A 26,676-nucleotide genomic window follows, 5' to 3' on the forward strand; every position below is an offset into this window, starting at 1 on the left:
CTGGCCCACCCCACGCGACGCCTCGTCGGCCCGCTTGAACCGCGCCTCGGACTCGGCCTTGTGCGCTCGGGCGGTCGACCAGCCGAAAGCCGTCCTGCCACCCGAAGGCTCAGGCCTCCGTCTCCTCGGAATCATCGTCCAGAAGACTCTGCTGAAGGGCCAGCTTCTCGCCCGGAGCAAGCGTGCTGAGGATCCGCTCAAGGTCCTCCGGAGAGGCGAACTCAACGGTGATCTTGCCCTTCTTCTGGCCCAGATCGATCTTCACCCGAGTCTCGAAGCGGTCCGAGAGCCGGGTAGCAAGATCGGTCAGTGCCGGAGAGACCCGGGAGCCGGCCCGCGGTCCCTTGGAGCGGGCGGCGGTCTTCGGCCGCGAGCCCATCAGGGTGACGATCTCCTCAACGGCTCGGACTGAGAGCCCCTCAGCCACGATCCGGTGAGCCAGCTTGTCCTGCTCCTCCGAGTCCTCGACGGAGAGCAGCGCCCGGGCGTGCCCTGCGGAGAGAACACCGGCGGCCACACGGCGCTGGACCGCGGGCGAGAGCTTCAGCAGACGCAGTGTGTTGGAGACCTGCGGACGAGACCGGCCAATACGGTCCGCCAACTGGTCGTGCGTGCAGTTGAAGTCCTTGAGCAACTGGTCGTAGGCAGCCGCCTCTTCCAGCGGGTTCAGCTGAGCACGGTGGAGGTTCTCCAGGAGCGCGTCCAGAAGAAGCTTCTCGTCGTCCGTGGCCCGCACGATCGCGGGGATCGCCTCCAGGCCGGCCTCACGACAGGCCCTCCAGCGCCGCTCGCCCATGATGAGCTCATAGCGGCTCGGGCCCAACTGCCGTACGACGACGGGCTGGAGGAGACCGACCTCCTTGATGGAAGTGACGAGCTCTTGAAGAAGGTCCTCGTCGAACACCTCACGCGGCTGGCGCGGGTTCGGCGTGATGGAGTCGAGCGGCAGCTCGGCGAAGTGAGCGCCGATGGGCGCTGCGGGTACCTCGATGTTCGGCGGCAGCTCCTCTGTTTCACGTGAAACAGGCAGCGTGGCCATCTTCGCAGCCGCCACCCCACGCTCGGGGGCAAGGAGCGGTACCGCTGCCGGTGATGTGGACGCTGGTCCACCCATCGCCGGCGGTGCCGCCTTATCCCCTGTCGGGGCTGCCGGGATCAGTGCGCCGAGACCACGGCCCAACCCCCTCCGTCGCTCGCTCACTGGATCCCCTCCACCATGCTCGGGTTGTTCTGTACGCCGCTATGGGCGTGCGTCGGGTCGTACCCCACGCCGACGCCCTTCAGCGCGATTTCTCGTGCAGCCTCAAGGTAGGAGAGGGCGCCGCTCGATCCTGGATCGTACGTCAGCACCGTCTGCCCATAGCTCGGCGCTTCGGAAATACGGACCGAGCGCGGAATGCTGGTCCGCAGCACCTCGTCGCCGAAGTGGCTGCGCACCTCGTCGGCGACCTGGGACGCAAGGCGTGTCCGGCCGTCGTACATGGTGAGCAGGATGGTCGACACATGGAGGGCGGGGTTGAGGTGTCCCCGTACCAGGTCGACATTGCGAAGCAGCTGTCCCAGGCCTTCCAACGCGTAGTACTCGCACTGGATCGGGATGAGTACTTCCTGGCCAGCGACCAACGCGTTGACCGTCAGCAGACCGAGCGAGGGCGGGCAATCGATCAGGATGTAGTCCAGCGGCTGCTCGTACGCCTGAATCGCTCGCTGCAGTCGGCTCTCCCGTGCCACCAGGGACACCAGCTCGATCTCCGCACCGGCAAGGTCGATCGTGGCGGGCGCGCAGAAGAGGCCCTCGACATCGGGAACGGGCTGGACGACTTCCGCGAGCGGCCTGCTCTCGACCAGCACGTCATAGATGGACGGCACCTCGGCGTGATGGTCAATGCCCAGCGCCGTGGACGCATTGCCCTGGGGGTCAAGGTCGACCACCAGGACACGGGCACCGTGCAGGGCCAGCGAGGCGGCAAGATTGACCGTCGTCGTGGTCTTGCCGACTCCGCCCTTCTGGTTGGCGACCACCATGACCCTGGTCTGCTCGGGCCGTGGCAAACCCTCGCCGGCACGCCCCAGAGCCTCTACCGCCAGTTGGGCAGCACGACCGATGGGAGTGTCGTCCATCGGGGGCGGTGTTTCACGTGAAACATCCTCCCCCATCGACTCGGTTCGGGGACCGGGGACCGGATCGGTCATCGGTCCCGCGATGTTGGCGTCGGACCGCAAGGATTCACTCTCCTCGACTTCAGGCTCGCAATGAACAGAGCCTCCCATGCCTTCGGGGTCATGAACCAGTGAGGCCTGGCGTTCTGTGGAGAATTCCACCTCTGTGGAAAACTCCGTTACCTCTCCGAGTGACCCGAGAGGCTTCCGGTCGCGCGGTTCGGCCGCAGCGCGGCCACGGCCGATGATGCCGTGCAGCAGGGGGCGACGTTTCACGTGAAACACGATGCCTAGTGGCCCAGGCCGCCACCGCGCGACACTCCGAGATGCGTAGGTTTGGAGGCTTGTGTGGAGTACGACTCGTCGTCAGGACGGATCAGCCAACGTCCAGATCAACGACGTCGGTGTCCATGGACAGGGAAGACCGCCCGCCGACGCCATCCCCTCAAGGAAGGGCTCACCGACGTCGACGTGCCCGCCCTGTACGGGCCGCCTTCGCCCGCTTGGCCGCGAAGCGCACTCCGCCCGGGCTCTCGCCCACCTCCACCCGAACAACCGTGGACATCGGATCCACCACGCCTTCGCCGACATGAAGGATGGAAGTCTCGACGGCACCGAGCTTGCTCAGAGCCGCAGCCGCGCTCTTGAGCTCCTCCTCGGCGGTGTCGCCCTTGAGGGCAAGCATCTCCCCGTAGGGACGCAGCAGCGGGATGCCCCAGGTGGCCAGTCGGTCCAGCGGGGCCACGGCCCGTGCCGTCACCACATGGACCGGCTGGAGTGTGCCAAGGACCTCTTCGGCCCGGCCCCGGACGACGGTCACATGGTCGAGCCCCAGGAGCTCGACGACCTCGGTGAGGAAGTTGGTGCGCCGGAGCAGGGGCTCCAGCAGCGTGATCTTCAGGTCGTCCCGGACGAGGGCCAGCGGAATACCGGGGAGTCCGGCACCCGAGCCCACATCGCAGACCGTCACACCCTCGGGGACGACCTCGGAGAGCACGGCGCAGTTCAGCAGGTGCCTCTCCCACAGGCGAGGCACTTCCCGCGGGCCGATGAGGCCTCGCTGCACTCCGGCTTCCGCCAGAAGCTCGGCGTACCGGACCGCGTCCGCGTAGCGATCACCGAATACATCGCGCGCCTGTTCGGGCGCAGGGGGAAGCTCCGCTGCCTCCGTCACGGGGACCGTCCTTCCGTACCGCAAAAGCGCACTGGGCGCTGACACCAGAACAACAGGCTGACAAAGTTCCGGCCCCGCCTGCGGGCAGACGGGGCCGGAGGAACGTACGTACCGAATCAGGCGGGAAGCACGACGACGAAGCGCTCCGGCTCCTCGCCCTCGGACTCGCTGCGCAGGCCCGCGGACTTGACCGCGTCGTGCACGACCTTGCGCTCGAAGGGCGTCATCGGCTTCAGCTTCACGGGCTCACCGGTGCTCTTGGCCTCGGCTGCGGCCTTGGCACCCAGCTCGGAGAGCTCGGCGCGCTTCTTGGCGCGGTAGCCGGCGATGTCGAGCATCAGTCGGCTGCGGTCACCGGTCTCGCGGTGCACGGCCAGGCGTGTGAGCTCCTGAAGCGCCTCAAGTACCTCGCCCTCACGGCCGACGAGCTTCTGCAGGTCGCGGCTGCCCGTGTCGCTGATGATCGAGACAGCGGCACGGTCGGCCTCGACGTCCATGTCGATGTCGCCGTCGAGATCGGCGATGTCCAGCAGACCTTCCAGGTAGTCCGCCGCGATCTCACCCTCCTGCTCCAGGCGGGTGAGGGTGTCGCCACCCTCGGAGGCTGCGGAGGTGGTGCCTTCCGTCACGGGATGGGCTCCTTCTTACTTCTTGGACGGGGACTTGGGGCGCTGCTGACCCTTGCGCTGACCGGACTGGGCCTTGCTGCGACCACCAGTGCCGGGCTTGGGCGCGGCCTTCTTGGCAGCAGCGGCAGGCTTGGCGTCCTCCGGCTCGGCGGACTTGGTCAGCGAGGTGGGCCCGGACTTGGGCTCGGAGTCCTCGGCGGTCTTCGTACCGCCGGACTGACGCTGGGCCTTCGTCTGACGCTTGGGCTGCTGGCGCTTGGGGGCGCCGGTCGTCGGCACACCGTCCTCGGCCGTGGCTACGACCGAGACCTCGCTCTTGGCCACGGTGCCGTCGGTCTGGGCCGCGAGGCCCTCCTTGTTGAGGCCGTTGATGAACTTCCGCTCGTACTCGTTGCGGTCACGGCCCTTGGCGACGATCGCCTTGACGATGGCGCGCTCACGGCGGTTACGGGTCTTGCCGTGCCGCGTCACGTGCTTGAGGAGGCGCTCCAGGTAGGCGGCCTGGGCCTTGGAACCCGGGGTCGGGTTGTTGTGGATGACGTACATCTGCTGGCCCATGGTCCACACGTTGGTGGTCAGCCAGTAGACGAGAACACCGACCGGGAAGTTGATGCCGAAGACGGCGAACATGATCGGGAAGATGTACATCAGCATCTTCTGCTGCTGCATGAAGGGCGTCTTCACCGTGGTGTCGACGTTCTTCGTCATCAGCTGACGCTGCGTGTAGAACTGCGACGCCGACATCAGGACGATCATGACCGCGGTGACGATGCGGACCGTGGTCAGCGAGGCGTCGAGCGCCGCGACGTCCGCGGAGCTGTCGGTGAACTTCGCGGCCAGCGGGGCCCCGAAGATGTGCGCCTTCTGCGCGCTCTGCAGCAGGCTCTGATTGATGACACCGATGGTGTCGTTGTTCGCGATGCTGTTGAGCACGTGGTACAGAGCGAAGAAGAACGGCGACTGCGCCAGGATGGGAAGGCACGAGGAGAGCGGGTTGGTGCCCGTCTCCTTGTACAGCTTCATCATCTCTTCGGACTGACGCTGCTTGTCGTTCTTGTAGCGCTCCTGGATCTTCTTCATCTCGGGCTGGAGCGTCTGCATCGCCCGGGTCGCCTTGATCTGCTTCACAAAGAGCGGAATCAGGCAGATACGGATCAGGATCACCAAGGACACGATCGACAGGCCCCAGGCCCACCCGGTGTCATCGCCGAAGACGGCGCCGTACACCTTGTGGAACTGGACGATGACCCAGGAGACGGGTGTCGTGATGAAGCTGAAAAGACTGGCAATCGTGTCCACTAATCATGCTCCTTGGGCATGGGACGGGCTCTCGGCGGCCGGGCTCGAAGGAACGTGCCCCTCGGTGGCCGGTTCGTCGGCGGAGGACCCGCCCTTGCGTGCGCGCCACGCGCCACGCAACATCTCGTGCCACCGCGGGCGCTTGCGCGGCGGGACATGGTCCACACCACCCAGCGACCACGGATTGCACCGCAGGATGCGCCAGGCGGTGAGTGCCGTTCCCTTGATCGCACCGTGTCGGTCGATGGCCGTGTAGCCGTAGTGGGAGCACGACGGGTAGTACTTGCACACCGGGCCGAGCAGTGGGCTGATGGTCCACTGGTACAGCTTGATCAGCGCCAGCAGCGGGTACTTCATCGTGCGCCCCCTCCCAGCAGCCGCCGTATGGCGGCATCCAGGTCTTGGGCCAGTTGTACGTGGTCGGCGTCACCCGCACCGGGCAGCGCTCGTACGACTACCAGGCTACCGGGGGGCAGCTGAGCGACTCGGTCGCGCATCAGATGGCGAAGGCGGCGCTTCACCTTGTTGCGTACGACCGCGCCACCGACGGCCTTGCTCACGACGAAACCCGCACGCGTCGGGGGAGCGCTCTCCCCAGGCGCGTGCGGGTCCGTGGCACCGCTTCGAAGGTGGACGACGAGGAGCGGGCGTCCGGCCCGGCGACCTCGTCGTACCGCGGTCGCGAAGTCCTCGCGCCGCCTCAGCCGGTTCTCGGTGGGCAGCACGATGTCATGACCTGACCGGGATCAGGCGGACAGACGGGCGCGACCCTTGCTGCGGCGGGACGCGAGAATCGCGCGGCCGGCACGGGTGCGCATACGCAGCCGGAAGCCGTGGGTCTTGGCGCGACGACGGTTGTTCGGCTGGAAGGTGCGCTTGCTCACTCGGGGGCTCCAGAAAGAAATCGGTGTTTGCGGGTGCCGTCCTGGCTGTCACCGTGCGCCCACGAGGTAGCTCGTATTAACGCCCGAGTGCACCGCTTTCCGATCACCTGACGCGATCTGTGCCCATCGGAGGCAGGCGGCAGCAGCCATCGACAACTCGACCTGGTCACGGTACGCGCGGCTAAGCCATCCGGTCAAACCAGAGGTCACAAGGAGAGAGTATCCACAGGCTGGGGACAACAACTTGAACCGCACCGGCCGCCGTGACTACCGTGACTGAACTCCGATTCGTTCCCTTTCCTTTGGCTGCCGGGTCACCGACCGACCCACCGGACCTCGTTCCGAGCGCACCACCCGAGTTCCATCCCGACCCGTCCCAGAACCACACGTTCGTGGGACCTGTGAGAGAGCGTGCCCTGTGGCTGACGTACCTGCCGATCTTGCCGCAGTGTGGCCACGAGTACTGGAACAGCTCCTCGGTGAGGGCCGCGGCCAGGGTGTCGAGGCGAAGGACGAGCACTGGATCAAGCGCTGCCAGCCGTTGGCGCTGGTCGCGGACACCGCTCTGCTCGCGGTCCCGAACGAGTTCGCGAAGGGCGTACTCGAAGGCCGTCTCGCGCCGGCCGTCAGCCAGGCCCTGAGCCAGGAGTGCGGGCGTCCGATCCGTATCGCGATCACCGTCGACAGTTCGATGGGCGAGCCCCCGCCGCCCGTCCAGTCACAGTTCGAGGAGCCGGAGCTCCCCTCCGCCCCGGCTCAGAACCGCGCCCCCTACGACAGCAGGGACACGTACGACGGTCAGGGCCGCGACGTCCGCGACCCGTACGAGAACCCGAGCACGTACGAGAACCCGAGCACGTACGAGAACCAGAACACATACGAGGGGCCCCGTGATCCCTACGAGGGTTACGGCCGCCGCGGCTCCGACGACCGCAGAACTGCTCGCGGCGAGTCGCTGACCGGTGGCGCCGGGGACCAGCTGCTGCCCCCGCGCTCGGACCAGTTCCCCGCGGGTCGGGCCGATCAGCTGCCGACCGCGCGCCCCGCGTACCCGTCCGAGTACCAGCGCCCCGAGCCGGGCGCCTGGCCGCGGCCGTCGCAGGACGACTACGGCTGGCAGCAGCAACGGCTCGGCTTCCCGGAGCGGGACCCGTACGCGTCGCCGTCGGCGGACTACCGCCCGCAATCGTTGGACCGGCCGCCGTACGACCAGCAGCGCTCGGAGTACGACTCCGCGCGCGCCGACTACGACCAGCCCCGCACCGATTACGACCGTCCGGGCGGCGAGTACGACCAGCGGCCCGACCGCCGTGAGCTCCCGGAGCCGTCGGGGGGGCCGGGCCATGCGCACCGGGGTGGTCCGGCCGGCAGCACGTCCGGTCCGCTGGCCTCCCAGCCCTCGCCGACGCCGGGTCCGGGCGAGCCCACGGCCCGGCTGAACCCCAAGTACCTGTTCGACACGTTCGTCATCGGCGCCTCCAACCGCTTCGCGCACGCCGCCGCGGTGGCCGTCGCCGAGGCGCCGGCGAAGGCGTACAACCCCCTCTTCATCTACGGGGAGTCGGGACTCGGCAAGACGCATCTGCTGCACGCGATCGGGCACTACGCGCGGAGCCTCTATCCGGGCACGCGCGTGCGGTACGTCAGTTCGGAGGAGTTCACCAACGAGTTCATCAACTCCATCCGCGACGGCAAGGGCGACAGCTTCCGCAAGCGCTACCGCGAGATGGACATCCTGCTCGTCGACGACATCCAGTTCCTCGCGGACAAGGAGTCGACGCAGGAGGAGTTCTTCCACACCTTCAACACGCTCCACAACGCCAACAAGCAGATCGTCCTCTCCAGCGACCGGCCGCCCAAGCAGCTGGTGACCCTGGAGGACCGACTGCGGAACCGTTTCGAATGGGGCCTGATCACCGACGTCCAGCCGCCCGAGCTGGAGACGCGTATCGCGATCCTCCGCAAGAAGGCGGTCCAGGAGCAGCTCAACGCCCCGCCGGAGGTGCTGGAGTTCATCGCGTCCCGCATCTCGCGGAACATCCGCGAGCTGGAGGGCGCGCTGATCCGGGTGACGGCGTTCGCGTCGCTCAACCGGCAGCCGGTGGACCTCGGGCTGACCGAGATCGTCCTCAAGGACCTGATCCCGGGCGGCGAGAACGCGTCCCCCGAGATCACCGCGACCGCGATCATGGCGGCGACGGCCGACTACTTCGGGCTGACCGTCGACGACCTGTGTGGTACCTCGCGCGGACGCGCCCTGGTGACCGCCCGGCAGATCGCCATGTACCTGTGCCGTGAGCTCACCGACCTGTCGCTGCCCAAGATCGGCGCGCAGTTCGGCAACCGCGACCACACCACCGTCATGCACGCCGACCGCAAGATCCGCGCTCTGATGGCCGAGCGGCGCTCCATCTACAACCAGGTGACGGAGCTGACGAACCGCATCAAGAACGGCTGACGCACCGGCCGTCGGCCCCCTTCTCGCGCCGCTGAGGGCGCCCCGGGACGAACCCCCGAGGGCGCCCTCGCCATTTCGCGGGCCCCTCAGGAGAGCCTCGCGTCAGGAGAGCTCGCGAGCCCTTCAGGAGGCCTCGCGAGCCCTTCAGGGGGCTCCGCCGGCCCCTCTCAAGGACGGGCTTCCGGCATTCCGCCGGTCCTTCGATGGGCCCCATCCGTCGACGGGCCGACAGCCGCTGTTCGAATACCTGCCGCGTTACGGCCATCCTCCACAGATTCGGGGACTTTCTCCCGTCCACACCCTGGGGACCGGGAAGTTATGCAGATCATGTACACAGGGGCCCCTGTGGGGAGATCAGTCGGGGCAGGTCAGCCGCCTGTGGATTCGTGGACAAACGATCTCCACAGCCTGTGGACAAAGTGATGATCCACAGACTGTGGACGGAGTTGTCCACCGACAATCCACAGACTGTGGGCAGTTGTCCCCAGTGATCGCCCGCTTCTCCACATCCCTGTCCACTGTTCGGCAGCGCGACGCCCCTTCTCACTGCGTGGAGTGAAAGGCGTCACACGAAGTTGCCTGGTTGGGTTGTGGGAAAGGTGGGTAAACCTGGGGACGCCGTTGGGGAGAAGTGCCGTCGGGCTGTGCACGGTGTGTGCAGAACTTTCTGTTCTCCACAGAGACCCCTGGTTGTCCACCGCCCCCACCCACAGGCCCCGTGGACAAAATCTGCCGCCTGAGCTGCGCAAACGGGGTTATCCACGGTTTCCACAGGCCCTACTACTACTCCCAACTAGAGAGAGCTGGGAATTCGTTTCGAAGCGGGCCCTGTGCACAACTCGCTCTGTGCTGCCCGACCGCGCCTCGTCGCGACTTGACCCCGAGAGGCTCCGAGTGTCAGTGGCGTGCGTCAGACTGTTCCTCGGTGTCCTCCTCCTTCACAGGAGCCAGTGACACCGACGACAGACGACGAAGCCAGGCAGGGCGAGAAGCGCCGGCAACAGCAGGAGGCGGCAACAGTGAAGATCCGGGTGGAACGCGACGTACTCGCGGAGGCAGTGGCCTGGGCGGCGCGCAGCCTCCCGGCCCGTCCGCCGGCGCCTGTCCTCGCCGGCCTCCTTCTGAAGGCCGAGGAAGGCCAGCTGAGCCTGTCCAGCTTCGACTACGAGGTCTCGGCGCGCGTGTCCGTGGAAGCGGAGGTCGAGGAGGAGGGCACGGTCCTCGTCTCGGGCCGTCTCCTCGCGGACATCTGCCGCGCCCTCCCCAACCGCCCGGTGGAGATTTCCACAGACGGTGTACGGGCGACCGTGGTCTGCGGCTCCTCGCGCTTCACACTCCACACACTGCCTGTGGAGGAGTACCCGTCGCTGCCCCAGATGCCGAACGCCACGGGCACCGTCCCCGGCGAGGTCTTCGCGTCCGCCGCCGCCCAGGTGGCCATCGCCGCCGGACGCGACGACACGCTGCCCGTCCTCACCGGTGTGCGCATCGAGATCGAGGGCGACACGGTCACGCTGGCCTCCACCGACCGCTACCGCTTCGCGGTCCGCGAGTTCCTGTGGAAGCCGGAGAACCCCGACGCGTCCGCGGTCGCCCTGGTGCCCGCCAAGACGCTCCTGGACACCGCCAAGGCGCTCACGAGCGGCGACAGCGTCATCCTGGCGCTCTCCGGCTCGGGCGCGGGCGAGGGCCTGATCGGTTTCGAGGGCGCCGGCCGCCGTACGACGACCCGTCTCCTTGAGGGCGACCTGCCGAAGTACCGCACGCTGTTCCCCACGGAGTTCAACAGCGTGGCCGTCATCGAGACCGCCCCCTTCGTGGAGGCCGTCAAGCGCGTGGCCCTCGTCGCCGAGCGCAACACCCCGGTGCGGCTGAGCTTCGAGCAGGGCGTGCTGATCCTGGAGGCCGGCTCCAGCGACGACGCACAGGCTGTGGAAAGGGTCGACGCCCAGCTGGAGGGTGACGACATCTCGATCGCCTTCAACCCGACGTTCCTGCTGGACGGCCTGAGCGCCATCGACTCCCCGGTCGCGCAGCTGTCCTTCACGACGTCCACGAAGCCCGCGCTGCTCAGCGGCAGGCCGGCGATGGACGCGGAGGCGGACGAGGCCTACAAGTACCTGATCATGCCGGTGCGGCTCAGCGGCTGACCGGCCGAGTCGATCCGGCAGCGCCGACGGTTGTCCACAGCGCTGTGGGGGTCCGGTGGATGGATCACCGGACCCTCGGTGCGAAGCCGCAGGTCGGGGCGTACGTATGAGCGCGTATGCCCACAGGTGTGCGTGAGCGTCCGGGTTTAGGCTCGTGTGTGGGTACGCAGGTGCCCTCATGCCACGTCGCAACCTAAGGAACAACTGATGGAGCTCGGTCTCGTCGGCCTCGGCAAGATGGGCGGCAACATGCGCGAGCGGATACGCCGCGCGGGCCACACCGTCATCGGATACGACCGGAACCCGGATCTCGCCGATGTCCACAGCCTCGAAGAGCTTGTGGGCAAGCTCAAGGGCCCGCGGGTCGTGTGGGTCATGGTCCCGGCCGGTGCCGCCACCCAGTCGACCATCGACGAACTGGCCGAGCTCCTGGAGCCGGGTGACGTCGTCGTGGACGGCGGGAACTCGCGCTGGACGGACGACGAGAAGCACGCCGAGGAGCTGGCGGCCAAGGGCATCGGCTTCGTCGACTGCGGAGTCTCCGGCGGTGTCTGGGGCCTGGAGAACGGCTACGCGCTGATGTACGGCGGCGACGCGGAGAACGTGGCCAAGGTGCAGCCGATCTTCGACGCGCTGAAACCCGAGGGCGACCTCGGCTCGGTGCACGCCGGCAAGGTCGGCGCCGGGCACTTCGCGAAGATGGTCCACAACGGCATCGAATACGCGATGATGCAGGCGTACGCCGAGGGCTGGGAGTTGCTGGAGAAGGTCGACTCGGTGACGGACGTCCGTGAGGTCTTCCGCTCCTGGCAGGAGGGCACGGTCATCCGCTCCTGGCTGCTCGACCTCGCGGTCAACGCGCTCGACGAGGACGAGCACCTGGAGCAGCTCAGGGGTTATGCACAGGACTCCGGTGAGGGGCGCTGGACTGTGGAGGCCGCCATCGATCACGCCGTGCCACTGCCGGCGATCACGGCCTCCCTCTTCGCACGGTTCGCGTCGCGCCAGGAGGACTCCCCGCAGATGAAGATGATCGCGGCGCTGCGGAACCAGTTCGGCGGCCACGCGGTCGAGAAGAAGTAGCCCACGGCAGGAACGCCACAAGAACAACGCACACCAGAGCAAGCGCACCAACAACGGTCGACGAGAAGTCATCCACAGGGCCGCAGAGCGGTCCACAAGCCTGGGGGAGGTCGGCACCCGACCATGCACGTCACGCATCTGTCGCTGGCCGACTTCCGCTCGTACGCCCGGGTCGAGGTCCCGCTCGACCCGGGCGTCACGGCGTTCGTGGGTCCCAACGGGCAGGGCAAGACGAACCTGGTCGAAGCGGTCGGCTACCTCGCGACCCTTGGCAGCCACCGGGTGTCGTCGGACGCGCCCCTGGTCCGTATGGGCGCCGACCGCGCGGTGATCCGGGCGCAGGTGCGGCAGGGCGAGCGGCAGCAGCTGATCGAGCTGGAGCTGAACCCCGGCAAGGCAAACCGCGCCCGTATCAATAGATCGTCGCAGGCCAGGCCGCGTGATGTGCTCGGCATTCTGCGGACGGTGCTGTTCGCGCCGGAGGACCTCGCCCTGGTCAAGGGCGACCCCGGTGAGCGGCGGCGCTTCCTCGACGAGCTGATCACCGCGCGGGCGCCGCGCCTGGCGGGCGTCCGCTCCGACTACGAGCGGGTCCTCAAGCAGCGCAACACACTCCTCAAGACGGCCGCCCTGGCCCGTCGTCACGGCGGGCGCACCATGGATCTGTCCACGCTCGACGTCTGGGACCAGCATCTCGCGCGCGTGAGCGCCGAGTTGCTCGCCCAGCGTCTGGACCTGGTGGCCGCACTCCAGCCGCTGGCCGACAAGGCGTACGAGCAGCTGGCACCGGGCGGCGGCCCGGTGAGTTTGGAATACAAACCCTCTTCGCCCGGCATCGTCGGCCATGCGCGCGAGGAACTGTACGAGCAGCTGATGGCCTCCCTCGCCGACGCCCGCAAGCAGGAGATCGAGCGGGGCGTCACCCTCGTGGGACCCCATCGGGACGATTTGATTCTCAAACTCGGTCAGCTGCCCGCCAAGGGCTATGCCTCCCACGGCGAATCGTGGTCGTACGCCCTGGCACTGCGCCTCGCCTCGTACGACCTGTTGCGCGCCGAGGGAAACGAGCCGGTGCTCATCCTCGACGACGTCTTCGCCGAGCTGGACGCCCGTCGGCGCGAGCGTCTGGCGGAGCTGGTGGCGCCGGGTGAGCAGGTGCTGGTGACCGCCGCGGTCGACGACGACGTACCGGACGTACTGATGGGGACGCGGTACACCGTGTCCGACGGGACGGTGGAGCGAGTATGAGCGGATCCGAAGGAGCCCCGAAGCCGCCCCAGCCTTCCGGCGTGGACCTCGCGCGCGTGGCGTTGCGTGCAGCCAAGGAGGCCGCACGCGCGCGTGGGGACGCCGCGCAGCAGATGAAGCAGACACGGCGCGGCGGTCTGCGCTCCGGCGCGCGCGCAGACGGCCGGGACCCCATGGCGCTGGGCTCGGCCATCAACCGTCTGATCACCGAGCGCGGCTGGGAGACCCCGGCCGCCGTGGGCGGCGTCATGGGCCGCTGGCCGCAGATCGTCGGCGAGGACCTCGCCAGAAGGTGTGTGCCGGAGCGGTACGACGAGGACGAGCGGGTCCTGTATGTGCGGTGCGACTCCACGGCATGGGCGACGAACGTACGCATGCTCGCCCCGCAGCTGGTGGCCCGGCTCAACGAGGACCTCGGCCACGGCACCGTACGGCTGCTCAAGGTGCACGGCCCCGACGGTTCCGCCCGCCGCTACGGGCCCCTGCGCGCCCCGGGGAGCACCGGGCCGGGCGATACCTACGGGTGACCGTAGTCACATTTTCCGCTGCCTCGGCACCCGTTTCCGAGGGTCTTCCGCCGCCCGGTGAGCGGCCATGCGCTCCGGTGCGCACATTCGCATGCGGTTGCGAACATCGACCTGACCCGGGAGTAGCGAAGGGTTCACACCCGGAAGCGCTGAGTGCCACTGTGAGCCTCTTGGAGCCCCGCTCCGCATATGGGGAGTCGGGAGAGACCGGTTCAGGGCGGCACATGCGGACTCAGGTACCGGCAAACCCCCATCACTGTCGGCGCTACCGGTAGACTGGAAGCGAATCCCGCCCCATTCGTGGGGACCGCTTCGGAAACACTGTGCAACGCTGACAAAGGCTTCCACCGCAACATGCCGCAGCCGCTCCGGCAAACCCGCCGGGAGTCTGGCTTGTGCTGTGCCAGAAAGGGCGCTTCGTGGCCGATTCCGGCAACCCCAACGACAACATCCTGTCCACCGAGGCCCCGGCTGGAGTCGCCGAGGCCTCAACCACGGCGTACGACGCCAGCGCCATCACCGTCCTCGAGGGTCTGGACGCGGTCCGCAAGCGACCCGGTATGTACATCGGCTCGACCGGTGAGCGCGGACTTCACCACCTCGTGTACGAGGTCGTCGACAACTCGGTCGACGAGGCGCTGGCCGGCCACGCGGACACCATCGACGTGACGATCCTGGCCGACGGCGGTGTGCGCGTCGTCGACAACGGCCGTGGTATCCCGGTGGGCATCGTCCCGTCCGAGGGCAAGCCGGCCGTCGAGGTCGTGCTGACCGTCCTGCACGCGGGCGGCAAGTTCGGCGGCGGCGGCTACGCGGTCTCCGGCGGTCTGCACGGCGTGGGCGTGTCCGTGGTGAACGCCCTGTCCTCCAAGGTCGCGGTCGAGGTCAGGACCGACGGCCACCGCTGGACGCAGGACTACAAGATGGGCGTCCCCACGGCGCCGCTCGCCAAGCACGAGGCCACCGAGGAGACCGGCACGTCGGTCACCTTCTGGGCCGACGGCGACATCTTCGAGACCACGGAGTACTCCTTCGAGACGCTCTCGCGGCGCTTCCAGGAGATGGCGTTCCTCAACAAGGGTTTGACGATCAAACTCACTGACGAGCGCGAGTCGGCGAAGGCGACCTCCGGGGCGGACGAGGCAGGCGCGGACGAGACCGCCGAGGTCAAGACCGTCACCTACCACTACGAGGGCGGCATCGTCGACTTCGTGAAGTACCTCAACTCCCGCAAGGGCGACGCGGTTCACCCGACGGTGATCGACCTCGAGGCGGAGGACAAGGACAAGAGCCTCTCCCTCGAAGTCGCGATGCAGTGGAACAGTGGTTACACCGAGGGGGTCTACTCCTTCGCGAACATCATCCACACGCACGAGGGCGGTACGCACGAAGAGGGCTTCCGCGCGGCGCTCACCAACCTGATCAACAAGTACGCGCGCGACAAGAAGCTGCTGCGTGAGAAGGACGACAACCTCACGGGTGACGACATCCGCGAGGGTCTGACGGCGATCATCTCGGTGAAGCTGAGCGAACCTCAGTTCGAGGGGCAGACGAAGACCAAGCTGGGCAACACGGAGGCCAAGACCTTCGTCCAGAAGGCGGTCTACGAGCACCTGAACGACTGGCTGGACCGCAACCCGGTCGAGGCGGCGGACATCGTCCGCAAGGGCATCCAGGCAGCCACCGCGCGCGTGGCGGCCCGCAAGGCCCGGGACCTCACTCGGCGCAAGGGCCTCCTGGAGACGGCGTCCCTGCCGGGCAAGCTCTCCGACTGCCAGTCGAACGACCCCATCAAGTGCGAGATCTTCATCGTCGAGGGTGACTCCGCCGGTGGCTCGGCCAAGTCCGGCCGGAACCCCGAGTACCAGGCGATCCTCCCGATCCGAGGCAAGATCCTCAACGTGGAGAAGGCCAGGATCGACAAGATCCTGCAGAACCAGGAGATCCAGGCGCTGATCTCGGCCTTCGGTACCGGAGTTCACGAGGACTTCGACATCGAGAAGCTGCGCTATCACAAGATCATCCTGATGGCGGACGCCGACGTCGACGGCCAGCACATCAACACCCTGCTGCTGACCTTCCTGTTCCGCTTCATGCGGCCGCTGGTCGAGGCCGGGCACGTGTTCCTGTCCCGTCCGCCGCTCTACAAGATCAAGTGGGGTCGGGAGGACGTCGAGTACGCGTACTCCGACCGGGAGCGCGACGCGCTGATCGAGATGGGCCGTCAGCGCGGCAAGCGCATCCGGGAGGACTCGATCCAGCGCTTCAAGGGTCTCGGCGAGATGAACGCCGAGGAACTGCGCATCACGACGATGGACCAGGAGCACCGCGTCCTCGGCCAGGTCACGCTCGACGACGCCGCCCAGGCCGACGACCTCTTCTCGGTCCTGATGGGCGAGGACGTCGAGGCGCGCCGCGCGTTCATCCAGCGCAACGCCAAGGACGTCCGCTTCCTCGACATCTGAGTCGGTCCCAGCTGACCGCACCAGGAAGGATCCTCACCGGCCATGGCCGACCAGAACACTCCAGTGACGCCCGAAGAGGGCGGCGAGACCGTCATGCGTGTCGAGCCCGTCGGGCTCGAGACGGAGATGCAGCGCTCGTACCTCGACTACGCGATGTCCGTCATCGTGTCCCGCGCGCTGCCCGACGTACGTGACGGCCTCAAGCCCGTCCACCGCCGCGTCCTGTACGCCATGTACGACGGCGGTTACCGGCCCGAGAAGGGCTTCTACAAGTGCGCCCGTGTCGTCGGCGACGTCATGGGCAACTACCACCCGCACGGCGACTCCTCGATCTACGACGCGCTGGTCCGCCTCGCGCAGCCGTGGTCGATGCGGATGCCGCTGGTGGACTCCAACGGCAACTTCGGCTCTCCGGGCAACGACCCGGCGGCGGCCATGCGCTACACCGAGTGCAAGATGGCGCCGCTGTCGATGGAGATGGTCCGCGACATCGACGAGGAGACCGTCGACTTCACGGACAACTACGACGGCCGCTCCCAGGAACCGACCGTCCTCCCGGCCCGCTTCCCGAACCTGCTGATCAACGGCTCGGCCGGTATCGCGGTCGGCATGGCGACCAACATCCCGCCGCACAACCTCCGCGAGGTCGCGGCCGGCGCCCAGTGGTACCTGGAGAACCCGGAGGCCTCCCACGAGGAGCTCCTGGACGCGCTGATCGAGCGCATCAAGGGCCCCGACTTCCCGACCGGCGCCCTCGTGGTCGGCCGCAAGGGCATCGAGGAGGCGTACCGCACGGGCCGCGGCTCCATCACGATGCGCGCGGTCGTCGAGGTCGAGGAGATCCAGAACCGTCAGTGCCTGGTGGTCACGGAACTGCCGTACCAGGTCAACCCGGACAACCTCGCGCAGAAGATCGCCGACCTCGTGAAGGACGGCAAGATCGGCGGCATCGCGGACGTCCGCGACGAGACGTCCTCCCGTACGGGCCAGCGGCTCGTGATCGTGCTCAAGAGGGACGCGGTCGCCAAGGTCGTCCTCAACAACCTCTACAAGCACACCGATCTGCAGACCAACTTCGGCGCCAACATGCTGGCCCTGGTCGACGGCGTGCCGCGCACCCTCTCCCTGGACGCGTTCATCCGCCACTGGGTGACGCACCAGATCGAGGTCATCGTCCGCCGTACGCGCTTCAGGCTGCGCAAGGCCGAGGAGCGCGCGCACATCCTGCGCGGCCTGCTGAAGGCCCTGGACGCCATCGACGAGGTCATCACGCTGATCCGGCGCAGCGACACCGTCGAGATCGCGCGCGAGGGCCTGATGGGCCTCTTGGAGATCGACGAGATCCAGGCCAACGCCATCCTCGAGATGCAGCTGCGCCGCCTGGCCGCCCTGGAGCGCCAGAAGATCCTCCAGGAGCACGCCGAACTCCAGGCGAAGATCAACGAGTACAACCAGATCCTCGCCTCCCCGGTCCGCCAGCGCGGCATCGTCAGCGAGGAACTGGCCGCGATCGTCGAGAAGTACGGCGACGACCGCCAGACCAAGCTGATCCCCTACGACGGCGACATGTCCATCGAGGACCTGATCGCCGAGGAGGACATCGTCGTCACGGTCACGCGCGGCGGCTATGTCAAGCGCACGAAGACCGACGACTACCGGGCGCAGAAGCGCGGCGGCAAGGGCGTACGGGGCGCGAAGCTCAAGGAAGACGACATCGTCGACCACTTCTTCGTCTCCACGACCCACCACTGGCTGCTGTTCTTCACCAACAAGGGCCGCGTCTACCGGGCCAAGGCCTACGAGCTGCCGGACGCCGGGCGTGACGCGCGTGGACAGCACGTCGCCAATCTGCTGGCCTTCCAGCCGGACGAGTCGATCGCCGAGATCCTCGCGATCCGCGACTACGAGGCGGCGCCCTATCTGGTGCTGGCCACCAAGGGCGGTCTTGTGAAGAAGACGCCTCTGAAGGATTACGATTCGCCCCGCTCCGGTGGTGTGATCGCGATCAACCTCCGTGAAAAGGGGGACGGTTCCGACGACGAACTGATCGGAGCCGAACTCGTCTCGGCGGAGGATGACATCCTTCTGATCAGCAAGAAGGCACAGTCGATCCGCTTCACGGCGACGGACGATGCGCTGCGCCCCATGGGCCGTGCCACCTCGGGTGTCAAGGGCATGAGTTTCCGTGAGGGAGACGAGCTGCTCTCGATGAATGTTGTTCGACCCGGTACGTTCGTGTTCACTGCCACAGACGGTGGGTACGCGAAGCGGACCGTCGTCGACGAGTACCGCGTCCAGGGCCGCGGTGGCCTCGGCATCAAGGCCGCCAAGATCGTCGAGGACCGCGGTTCGCTGGTCGGCGCGCTGGTGGTCGAGGAGACCGATGAGATCCTCGCCATCACGCTGTCGGGCGGTGTTATTCGTACGCGAGTCAATGAGATCAGGGAAACCGGCCGTGACACCATGGGCGTCCAACTGATCAACCTGGGCAAGCGCGATGCCGTGGTCGGCATCGCCCGTAACGCCGAGGCGGGGCGCGAGGCGGAGGAAGTCGACGGCGACGAGGCCGTGGACGAGACCGCTGAAGGTGCCACCACGACCGGTACGGCCGAGGGTGAGGCGCCCTCGGCCGAGTAGCACGAGGAGTGAGACAGCGTGAGCGGAGCCACGGGCGCCGGATCGTCCGGTACTTCGGCCGGCCCTTCGACCGGTGCGGAAGCGGGCGGCGGCGGCCGTGGCTCCGCCGCGCCTGCGATGGACACGCACACGACCCAGCTGAAGGCGATCAAGCCGACCGTGGCCGACTCGCCGGCGCCCGAGCGGCAGGGATCTCAGGGGGGAACCGTGACGGACACGCGAGGTCCGCAGGCCCAGCAGTCCGCGCCGGGTGGTCCGGCCGCGGCTCCGGGAGGGCCCGGCCCGGCTCCGGCGCAGGCACAGCCTCACACGCAGCCCCCGGCACAGGCCACCGGCTCTCCGCTGCCCGGGGAGCGACGGCCACAGCAGCAGGGCCCGTACCACCCGCCGCAGGCCTACCAGCCGACCCCTGAGGAGGCCTCGCGCAAGCCGCGCACGGGTGCGCGTACGACGCCTCGTACGCGCAAGGCACGGCTGCGCGTGGCCAAGGCCGACCCGTGGTCCGTGATGAAGGTCAGCTTCCTGCTCTCCATCGCCCTCGGCATCTGCACGGTCGTCGCCGCCGCGGTGCTGTGGATGGTCATGAACGCGATGGGCGTCTTCTCCACGGTCGGTGCCACCATCTCCGAGGCCACGGGCTCGAACGAGTCCAACGGCTTCGATCTGCAGTCGTTCCTGTCGCTGCCCAACGTGCTGATCTTCACCACGATCATCGCGGTCATCGACGTCGTCCTCGCCACGGCCCTCGCCACGCTCGGCGCCTTCATCTACAACCTCTCCGCGGGCTTCGTGGGTGGCATCGAGCTGACGCTGGCCGAGGACGAGTGAGCGACACCGCACAGCCGCACGTGGGCCCGGGACCGGGCGCGTGAGCCGGGGGACGGCGTAAAACGCTGTCCCCTACGGGGTGTCCCACCTCGTCATGGGCCCTGATCGACCCCCTCCAGGTATCGATTTTGGGACTGCCCACGTCGTGCGCTAATCTTCAGGAGTCAGCGCGCGGGACACACACCGCAGAGCGCGGCGGGGCTATAGCTCAGTTGGTTAGAGCGCATCCCTGATAAGGATGAGGCCACAGGTTCAAATCCTGTTAGCCCCACCAGCATGAAGACCCTCAACCGATCATGGTTGGGGGTCTTCGTCGTTCCTGGCCGACATCAGCCGACATCAGTAGATGAGCGACGGGACATGAGTGAGTTGGGCAGGACATGAGTGCGTTGGCGTAGAGGAAATCCCCGGCCGTTCCCGGCCGGGGATTTCTCATTCTGCTGAGGGCGTCGTACGCAAGATCGCTGTCGTGTCTCTGTTGGGTCTGTCGGGATCGTGAATCAGCGCTGGAGGGGTGTGGCCGGCTCGGATTCCGGGAGCTGGGCGCCGGAGACGGCTGGCCTTGTTACGACGGTGACCATGTCGGCGGCCGTGTGACGGCGGCAGGAGGGCGAGGAGCCGTGGGCCTCGGCGCGGATGCGCTGCTTCATCGTCGGGGGCAGCGAGCGGTCGTGAGGCCTGGTCTGGAGGGGTAGGGACGGCGTCGTCGCGGGGGTGGCGCAGTTGCGGGTCGTCGCGGTCCGCGGTACGGCGGCGACCGCCGTGGTCGTGACGAGTCCGAGCGCCGTGCACAGCGCGAGGAAGGCGGTGATGATGGCGGTCCACAGCTTCATGACCTTGTTCTGGGCCATGGCCCCTCACTTTCGGGTTGGGCGATTTGCGTACTTTCCTCATGATGTGTATGTGGGCTCCGAAGTGGTGGACCGACGCTCCTGGTGCGTCGCTCTTCGGATGAACACCACTCGGATGGGTGCAGGGGGCGCGGAAAGCTCTGGAAAGTCGCGGAAAGTCGCGGAAAGTCGCGGAAAGTCGCGGAAAGGAGGGGGTGACGGGGGGCGGGGTGTCGGTCGTCTGTGACCTGGTGAGGCCCGTCGGAGGCGGCAGGGCTTGCTGAGGTGTGCGAGATGTGATGGACCTGTGTGATGACCTTGCGATCGGAATGGTGCCATCCGTTTCTACTGCGGTCTTCCGGGCGGAAGTTGAGGAGCCGACGTAGGTCACCGTTGGATATCGGTCGGTGTGTATAGTCGGGCGCCAGAGGTCCCCTACGTCAAGGAAAGACGAGGTCGCGCGGTGAAGAAGCTTCTCCTGGTCGCACTGGCCGCCATCGGCGGGCTCCTCGTGTACCGCCAGATCCAGGCGGATCGCGCCGAGCAGGATCTGTGGACGGAGGCGACTGACTCCGTGCCCACGGGTTCGTGAACATCGACATCAATCTCAGAGCAGACCCCGGCCGCGCTTGTGGCCGGGGTTTTGTGTCGCCGGGATGCGTAGGCCCAGGGGGTTGGGTGTATTCCGTGCGGTGTGGATCTTCTGTGCGATATGAGTCCACTCAAGTGAATGATGTGGTTGCGATGGCAAATGAGAGGTTTTCATAGGGGGCGTTTTCGGACGCTCGTCCACAGGAAGGTGGGCACGCGCGCGTACGGCCCGGCAGGATAGGCGCGTTCGGGGCTACGGCTTCCCGGCTACGACTTCTGGACTTCGACTTCTGGACTTCGACTTCGGATCCGCGACTTCGACGCTGCGGCTTCGGGGCTGCGACGAGGGGTGGCGCGTGATGGGGCGGCGCACGGTCTGGTGGCGAGCTGCGGCAGCCGTGGGAGCGGTCCTGTGTGTGACGGCGGCGCCGGTCGGCCCCGCCGTGGCGGCCGATGCGTCGGCCCCCTACTCCTACGCCGAGGACGCGACGACGGTCGAGGGCTCGACGAGCACCACGGGAGCCGTACGGCTGCTGCCCGGCAAGACGTACCGGAGCTCCATCCGCCCGGGCGACAAGCTCTACTACCGCCTCGATCTCGATGCCGTCACCAACGCGTACGCCTCTGCCACGGCCGTCCCCGCCGTGGGAGCCGCGGTCGCCTCCTCCGACGGCGTCAGGGTGACCGTGGAGGACGCCGACGCACACCGCTGCTCCTACGAGACCGCCCGCTTCGGCCCGACCCGCAGCGCGCACCCCGTCACCGCCTGGGCCTCGCGCGTGATCGGCACCGACGAGTACATGTGCCAGGGGGCCGGGACGTACTACGTCGTCGTCGAACGGGTCGGATCGGGGGCGTCGGCGGGTTCGCCGGCCGGGTCGTCCGCCGGTGCGTCGTCGGGCGCGTCCACCTCGGGCTCCGTCGCGGGGGCGGGCGCGGGCACCGGATCCGGTACGGGCTCGCCTTCCGGTTCGTCGTCGGGCTCCGGGGTGCAGGGCGCTGCGGAGGAGTGGGGGCTGGAGCTCGGGTACGTGGTGGAGCCGGCCGTGAAGAAGGGCGGCTCGACGAGCGCCCCCGAGAGCTGGAACTCCGCGTCGCCCGAGGCACTGCAGAGAGACCCCGAGCCACGTCGCGGCGGCAGAGGTTTCGCCACGGCGACGCCTGTGGCGCAGGGCATCTGGCAGGACAAGAGCGGGATACGGGCCGGGGAGACGCTCTACTACAAGGTGCCGGTCGACTGGGGGCAGCAGCTGTACGCCACCGCCGAACTGGGCAGCACGACAGGTGGCGACGGCTATGTGGGCAACGCGCTGGTCATGTCGCTCTACAACCCCGCACGAGGGTTCGTCGACGACAAGATCGTCAACTACGGCGGTGATCAGCGGTCCGCCGACCTGAACCCGCTCCCCCCAGTCGCCTACGACAACCGCTTCTCCCTCGACGACGAGGTGAGCGGAATGCGGTTCGCCGGCTGGTACTACCTGGTGGTCCACCTCGGTACGCCGGTCGCCGAACACTTCGGAGAGGAGCCCATCGGCCTCACACTGCGGGTACGGGTGTCGGGGCAGGCGCAGGCCGGGCCCGGGTACCTGGGGGTGGCCCAGCCACGCGGCGTCTTCGAAGTCACCGACGAGGACCAGGAGGCGGCGGAGAGCGGGGCGACGGGGGACACGCTGGACGGGGACGGTGAGGACGGGGACGGTGGTTCGGGGGGCACGGAGGGCTCGGTCGGCGGGGAAAGCTCTGGGAGTTCCACGTTGGCCGGTGACGAGCGGCTTGCCATGACGGCGGTCGCCGCGGGCGGGATCGGCACGGGGAGCCTGCTCGTGCTTTTGCTCGTGGTGTGGACAGTCGTGGCGCGCAGGCGGGCGGCTCGTGCGGAGTCGGCGGGGCAGGGGCGGGGGGCGACGCCGGGGAAGGTGCCGGGGCCGCGTATGGCTCGGCGGGGGCGGCATGGGCCGTCTCGGGGTTGGTAGGACGCACGGGACGAGCGGCTGCCGGATGAGGGGCGCTGGGCTCGGGGCCGAAGGGGCTGCGGGGGGATGGTCCGCTGAGCGCGGGTGTGGAGCCGTTGTCGGGTGGGGGTTCGCTGGCGGTATCGGCTGGGTGTGGGCCGTCGGCAGCCGTTCGGCCGGGCGCGGGGTCCCGGCGCGGGGGCGTGGCTGCCGGCCGTCTCGTTGTCGTTGTGCAGAGGTCAGAGCCGGCTCAGCGCCCAGAAACCCACAGCGAAGCAGGCCAGCGCCACCAGCAGGACCGGGACGACGACTTTCGCGGGCGGGCCCGGGCGCCGTCGCGGAATCGCCCTCGACCGACGTGGAACCTCCGCAGGCCCGGCGGTGTATGAACCAGTAGAGGCGTACACGTGCTGCCGCACCGACGAGGTCGGGGCCTGAGAGAGGCCCAGGGGCGGTTGCGGCTGGGGGGAGGGCACATGCGTGGGTTCGGGATGCGAAGCAGGCAGGGGCGTCGCGGCGGGGGGAGTGGCCTGCTGCTCCGTTTGGTGCTGTGGGTAGCCGGGGGCGTGCTGCTGCTCCGCCTGGCGCGCCGTTGCATGGGCGGCCAGCACCTGGGGCGGCGGCAGGTGGAAGCTGCCGGTGTCCGACATCGTGGACGGTTGCGGCGGCACAGGGTCGCGCTCGGGGCGCGGGGGTACGGCGGAGGGGGACGACTCGGGAGTGGGCGCCGACCCGGGGGATCCATGGGCCGGCGATGCGTGGCTGGGGTGCGCCGAAGACGCGGAGCCCGAGCCCTGATACCACTGCCCGGAGCCGGAGCCGGAGCCGGAGCCGGAGCCGGAGCCGGAGCCGGAGCCGGTCTGCGGCGGGGCGCCGCTGGGCATGGGCGGCGCTGATATGGAGCCCGTGTAGGGAGACTGGGGCATGGAGCCGGCGGGCGGAGCCGGGGGCGCAGTGCCCGTGCCGGGCTGTGACGGCGGGTTCTGAGATGGCAGGGGCTGTGGCTGTGGCTGCGGACCCGGGAGCGGAGGGTTGCGGGGCGGCGGTGGCGTCACATCCACGCCGGACGATGACAGGCCTCCCGCGACCGGTGATGTGCCGCTGGAGAACGGCGATGCCCCAGCCCCACCTCCGACCGGCCGCGAGGGCGAAGACGAGGAGGATGTCGAGGAGGGAGGAGCCGATGAGACGGGAGCCGAGGAGGACGAGGAACTGGACCAACCAGGCCAGTTGGGAGGAGTGTCCGTAGGCGCTTGAGGAGCGTCCGTCCCCCGACCGGGAGTTGGTGAGGACGTACTGCCGGTGCTGCTGCCGGTGCCGTCATTGGCGCTGGAGTTGTGCCTGTCCAGCCCTGATGCCCTGTGCAGTGGCCCTTCGGGTCCGAACCCGGTGGGGAGAGGGCCGAGTTGGTCGAAGATCTCCACCAGCTCGTCGTCGGCCGTCGGCTCGGGCAGGAGCTCGATGGCTGCGGCGAGGGCTTTACGGGCGCCCGTGGCGGTGCGGAAGCGGGCGTTGGGGTCCGGCTGGAGCAGCGTGGCGATCACCTGCCACAGAGGCTCCGGAATGCCTCGGGGAGCCTTCGGGATGCCGTGGGCGGCGAAGTGCTCGATGAGCGCCTTGGCGTCGGGTTTGGAGCCCTCCAGCAGATACAGGGCGACCAGGCCCACCGCGAACAGGTCGGCCGGGAAGTCCGGGTCCGCGCCCAGCATCTGCTCGGGGGCGAAGTAACCCGGCGTTCCCACGACGTAGTTGGTCTCGGTCAGCCGGGGCTCGCCCAGGCGCATGGCGATGCCGAAGTCGGACAGACGCAGGCGGGGCCGGGCGGTGCCGGTGGCCTCCAGCAGCACGTTGGCGGGCTTGATGTCGCGGTGGATGACACCCTCCGCGTGCACGGCGGCGAGGCCGGAGAGCAGTTGGTCGAGCAGCTCGCAGACGTAGGCGGGCGGAAGGGGGCCGTAGTCGTTGACGAGGTTGACCAGGGAGCCTCCGGCGACCAGGTCCATGGTGAAGAGGACCTTGTCGTCGTCGGCGGCCCAGCTGGCGGGCGCGAGCACATGGGGGTGGTCGATCCGTACGGCCTGTTCACGCACGAATCGCAGCAGGGCGTGCGCGTCACGCTGCTGCAGTACCTTGGCTGCCACATACCGGCGGCGCCGGTGGTCCCAGGTGCGCCATACCGCGCCGACTCCCCCGCGTCCGATCGGGTCGACCAGTTCGTACCGGCCGGCGAAGACCTCACCCATGGCTGTGCGTCGTTCCCCCTTCGGCTCCCCCCTTGGCTGCCCGTCGGCAGAGGACACGGCACTCACGCCGCCCTCCGCGAAGCCGGCTTTCGCTCACCCGGCCTCCCCTCGGAGCTCGCTTCCGAACCTCTGTCCCCCTGTCGGTAGGTGTCGTTCTGCTCCGCGGTCCTCCTCGGCCCTGCCTCTGCCTCGTCCTCGGTCGGCTCTGTCGGAGCCTACGTCCACGTTTCCGTGGCGCTCACGGAGCCCGCTCGGCGTTCCTGGTCCCCTCGGCCCCCTTGTCGGCCGAGGCCCGGTCGCCGAACCCCCTTCGGTGACCGGGCCTCGGGCTCAGTTCTGGTGGGACTGGTAGTGGGCCACGGCGTCGGAGGTGCGGCCGGCGCCGTACACCCGGAGGAACTCTGCCAGTTCCGGGTGGGTCGGGGCGAGGGTGTCCGCCGCCTCGATGATGTCGCCCGCGGCCGCGACCGAGCGCAGCAGCGACTGGATCTCACGGACGACCCGCTTGACCGTGGGCGCCCCCGAACTCGTCGCCGACTGCGTGGTGTTGTTGAGCACAGATCCCCCCTGGGACTTCTTGATCTCGTCCATGCGCTCGGTCGCCTCGGCGGCGCTCACGCTGCCGTCGGCGACCTGCCCCGCCAGGTCCTGCAGCAGCTGCACTCGCTGGACCACTGCCGGATTGCCGATCTTGGCACGCTGACCGCTCATCAGCTGCGACAGCATCGGTGCTGACAGGCCCAACACCCCCGCGAGACGGGCCTGGTTGAGACCCAGGTCCTCGATGAGCCTACGGAAGAGCGCCCCCAACGGCTCTCCGTACCAGTTCCGCTGCAGCTCCCGGGCTCTTGCGGTCGCTTCCTGCTGTGCGGCGTCCATTGCGTCTCCCCATCGCTTCCCCAAAAACTGCGGTTCGCTGTAGCGAACCACGACGAGCATCTTACGGAGAGTGGTCGTTCACGGGGACCCCCAATCTTTTTGCGAGATCCCGGGGGTGACCCGGTACTCTGGTCTGCGGCGCCTCCCAGTGGTCGGTACTTCTGGGCGGACGCTTCCCTTCCGGGGCCTTAGCTCAGTTGGTAGAGCGCTGTCTTTGCATGGCAGATGTCAGGGGTTCGACTCCCCTAGGCTCCACAGCGGATTGACCGGGCCGGACGTTTTAGAGCGTCCGGCCCGGTCTTTTGTTGTGGCCCGGTGCCGGGTGCCCGTCGGTGCCCCGTGCGAGGGCCGTCGCGATCGCTATCTGTGCACTTCGTGAGGGGATGGCCTCTGGAAGGGAGTGACGTGTGGTGGCACGTGTCGGCGTGCGCGAATGCGAAAACCATGGTGTGGGTCACAGGTGGGTGTGACTGTCTACGCGCATAACTCTTCGCAACCGGACCAGTACATTCCGGAAGGTCCGCTTCGGGGGCGCGTTCCGAGGGGGTGGTGGTGCGGATGTTTCACGTGAAACAGGCCGACGGGGCAAGAGGAGCTCAAGGTCCCTGCCCCACCAGCCTGTTGGGATGCCCTGGA

The 26,676-nt window shown here is 68.0% G+C and carries 21 protein-coding genes and 2 tRNA genes; 12 read left to right on the plus strand and 11 right to left on the minus strand.

The features are described from left to right. Positions 1 to 109: 109 nt before the first annotated feature. The 8 genes from STRIP9103_RS44375 to rpmH form a co-directional block, all read right to left on the minus strand. Positions 110 to 1,201 (minus strand): ParB/RepB/Spo0J family partition protein, encoded by a 1,092-nt coding sequence (locus STRIP9103_RS44375; protein ID WP_009343279.1) that lies wholly within the window; start codon positions 1,199 to 1,201, stop codon positions 110 to 112. Next, positions 1,198 to 2,271: a ParA family protein gene (locus tag STRIP9103_RS44380; RefSeq protein WP_078614275.1), complete on the minus strand. Its 1,074-nt coding sequence runs from the start codon at positions 2,269 to 2,271 to the stop codon at positions 1,198 to 1,200. The genes STRIP9103_RS44375 and STRIP9103_RS44380 overlap by 4 nt, the downstream gene beginning before the upstream one ends. A gap of 346 nt (positions 2,272 to 2,617) precedes the next feature. Then, positions 2,618 to 3,334 carry a 16S rRNA (guanine(527)-N(7))-methyltransferase RsmG gene (rsmG, locus tag STRIP9103_RS44385; protein WP_009343264.1) on the minus strand — a complete coding sequence of 239 codons (717 nt, stop codon included), beginning with the start codon at positions 3,332 to 3,334 and terminating at the stop codon, positions 2,618 to 2,620. Between the two features lie 116 nt (positions 3,335 to 3,450). Beyond that, complete coding sequence (locus tag STRIP9103_RS44390; protein ID WP_009343294.1) at positions 3,451 to 3,963, minus strand: Jag family protein; 513 nt, start codon at positions 3,961 to 3,963, stop codon at positions 3,451 to 3,453. A gap of 15 nt (positions 3,964 to 3,978) precedes the next feature. Next, entirely contained in the window at positions 3,979 to 5,262 is a 1,284-nt protein-coding gene (yidC, locus tag STRIP9103_RS44395) for a membrane protein insertase YidC (protein WP_009343275.1), read from the minus strand. A 3-nt stretch (positions 5,263 to 5,265) separates the two neighbouring features. After that, positions 5,266 to 5,619: a membrane protein insertion efficiency factor YidD gene (gene yidD, locus STRIP9103_RS44400; RefSeq protein WP_009343267.1), complete on the minus strand. Its 354-nt coding sequence runs from the start codon at positions 5,617 to 5,619 to the stop codon at positions 5,266 to 5,268. After that, positions 5,616 to 5,987 carry a ribonuclease P protein component gene (gene rnpA / locus STRIP9103_RS48135; RefSeq protein ID WP_009343258.1) on the minus strand — a complete coding sequence of 124 codons (372 nt, stop codon included), beginning with the start codon at positions 5,985 to 5,987 and terminating at the stop codon, positions 5,616 to 5,618. Before rnpA ends, yidD begins: the two co-directional genes overlap by 4 nt. A 21-nt stretch (positions 5,988 to 6,008) precedes the next feature. Further along, a complete protein-coding gene (rpmH, locus tag STRIP9103_RS44410; RefSeq protein WP_003956500.1) occupies positions 6,009 to 6,146 on the minus strand; it encodes a 50S ribosomal protein L34 in 138 nt (45 codons plus the stop codon). Positions 6,147 to 6,564: 418 nt separating this feature from the next. On the opposite strand from rpmH, the gene dnaA reads away from it, so the two are divergent. From dnaA to STRIP9103_RS44455, 9 genes are all read left to right on the plus strand, one after another. Further along, positions 6,565 to 8,604, plus strand: coding sequence for a chromosomal replication initiator protein DnaA (gene dnaA, locus STRIP9103_RS44415; protein WP_009343295.1), 2,040 nt, complete (start codon positions 6,565 to 6,567; stop codon positions 8,602 to 8,604). A 1,019-nt stretch (positions 8,605 to 9,623) separates the two neighbouring features. Next, positions 9,624 to 10,754 carry a DNA polymerase III subunit beta gene (gene dnaN / locus STRIP9103_RS44420; RefSeq protein ID WP_048822307.1) on the plus strand — a complete coding sequence of 377 codons (1,131 nt, stop codon included), beginning with the start codon at positions 9,624 to 9,626 and terminating at the stop codon, positions 10,752 to 10,754. Positions 10,755 to 10,961: 207 nt separating this feature from the next. After that, positions 10,962 to 11,837 carry a phosphogluconate dehydrogenase (NAD(+)-dependent, decarboxylating) gene (gnd, locus tag STRIP9103_RS44425; RefSeq protein WP_009343269.1) on the plus strand — a complete coding sequence of 292 codons (876 nt, stop codon included), beginning with the start codon at positions 10,962 to 10,964 and terminating at the stop codon, positions 11,835 to 11,837. A gap of 123 nt (positions 11,838 to 11,960) precedes the next feature. Then, positions 11,961 to 13,085, plus strand: coding sequence for a DNA replication/repair protein RecF (recF, locus tag STRIP9103_RS44430; protein ID WP_009343265.1), 1,125 nt, complete (start codon positions 11,961 to 11,963; stop codon positions 13,083 to 13,085). Continuing rightward, positions 13,082 to 13,612, plus strand: a complete 531-nt coding sequence (locus tag STRIP9103_RS44435; RefSeq protein ID WP_009343292.1) for a DciA family protein — start codon at positions 13,082 to 13,084, stop codon at positions 13,610 to 13,612. The genes recF and STRIP9103_RS44435 overlap by 4 nt, the downstream gene beginning before the upstream one ends. Positions 13,613 to 14,007: 395 nt before the next feature. Next, positions 14,008 to 16,077 (plus strand): DNA topoisomerase (ATP-hydrolyzing) subunit B, encoded by a 2,070-nt coding sequence (gyrB, locus tag STRIP9103_RS44440; RefSeq protein ID WP_009343297.1) that lies wholly within the window; start codon positions 14,008 to 14,010, stop codon positions 16,075 to 16,077. A 42-nt stretch (positions 16,078 to 16,119) separates the two neighbouring features. After that, positions 16,120 to 18,714: a DNA gyrase subunit A gene (gene gyrA, locus STRIP9103_RS44445; RefSeq protein ID WP_009343260.1), complete on the plus strand. Its 2,595-nt coding sequence runs from the start codon at positions 16,120 to 16,122 to the stop codon at positions 18,712 to 18,714. 18 nt (positions 18,715 to 18,732) lie between these two features. After that, the gene (locus tag STRIP9103_RS48150; RefSeq protein WP_009343281.1) at positions 18,733 to 19,542 is read left to right on the plus strand and encodes a DUF3566 domain-containing protein; all 810 of its coding nucleotides are present in this window, start codon (positions 18,733 to 18,735) and stop codon (positions 19,540 to 19,542) included. Positions 19,543 to 19,739: 197 nt separating this feature from the next. Next, positions 19,740 to 19,816: transfer RNA gene (locus tag STRIP9103_RS44455), tRNA-Ile, on the plus strand. A gap of 226 nt (positions 19,817 to 20,042) precedes the next feature. Here STRIP9103_RS44455 and STRIP9103_RS44460 read toward each other — a convergent pair. Then, positions 20,043 to 20,393, minus strand: coding sequence for a DUF6344 domain-containing protein (locus STRIP9103_RS44460; protein WP_009343263.1), 351 nt, complete (start codon positions 20,391 to 20,393; stop codon positions 20,043 to 20,045). A gap of 442 nt (positions 20,394 to 20,835) precedes the next feature. Here STRIP9103_RS44460 and STRIP9103_RS48155 point away from each other — a divergent pair, with 442 nt between their 5' ends. Next, positions 20,836 to 20,964, plus strand: coding sequence for a DLW-39 family protein (locus STRIP9103_RS48155; RefSeq protein ID WP_003999697.1), 129 nt, complete (start codon positions 20,836 to 20,838; stop codon positions 20,962 to 20,964). A gap of 358 nt (positions 20,965 to 21,322) precedes the next feature. After that, entirely contained in the window at positions 21,323 to 22,939 is a 1,617-nt protein-coding gene (locus STRIP9103_RS44465; protein WP_048822312.1) for a hypothetical protein, read from the plus strand. Positions 22,940 to 23,157: 218 nt separating this feature from the next. On the opposite strand, the gene STRIP9103_RS44470 is transcribed toward STRIP9103_RS44465, so the two are convergent. Both STRIP9103_RS44470 and STRIP9103_RS44475 read right to left on the minus strand, forming a co-directional pair. After that, the gene (locus STRIP9103_RS44470) at positions 23,158 to 25,161 is read right to left on the minus strand and encodes a serine/threonine-protein kinase (protein ID WP_009343271.1); all 2,004 of its coding nucleotides are present in this window, start codon (positions 25,159 to 25,161) and stop codon (positions 23,158 to 23,160) included. Between the two features lie 330 nt (positions 25,162 to 25,491). Next, entirely contained in the window at positions 25,492 to 26,040 is a 549-nt protein-coding gene (locus STRIP9103_RS44475; protein ID WP_009343277.1) for a helix-turn-helix domain-containing protein, read from the minus strand. Positions 26,041 to 26,222: 182 nt separating this feature from the next. On the opposite strand from STRIP9103_RS44475, the gene STRIP9103_RS44480 reads away from it, so the two are divergent. Further along, positions 26,223 to 26,295, plus strand: a tRNA-Ala gene (locus STRIP9103_RS44480). Positions 26,296 to 26,676 lie beyond the last annotated feature (381 nt).

The sequence above is a fragment of the Streptomyces ipomoeae 91-03 genome, from assembly GCF_000317595.1.
Classification (GTDB): Bacteria; Actinomycetota; Actinomycetes; order Streptomycetales; family Streptomycetaceae; genus Streptomyces; species Streptomyces ipomoeae.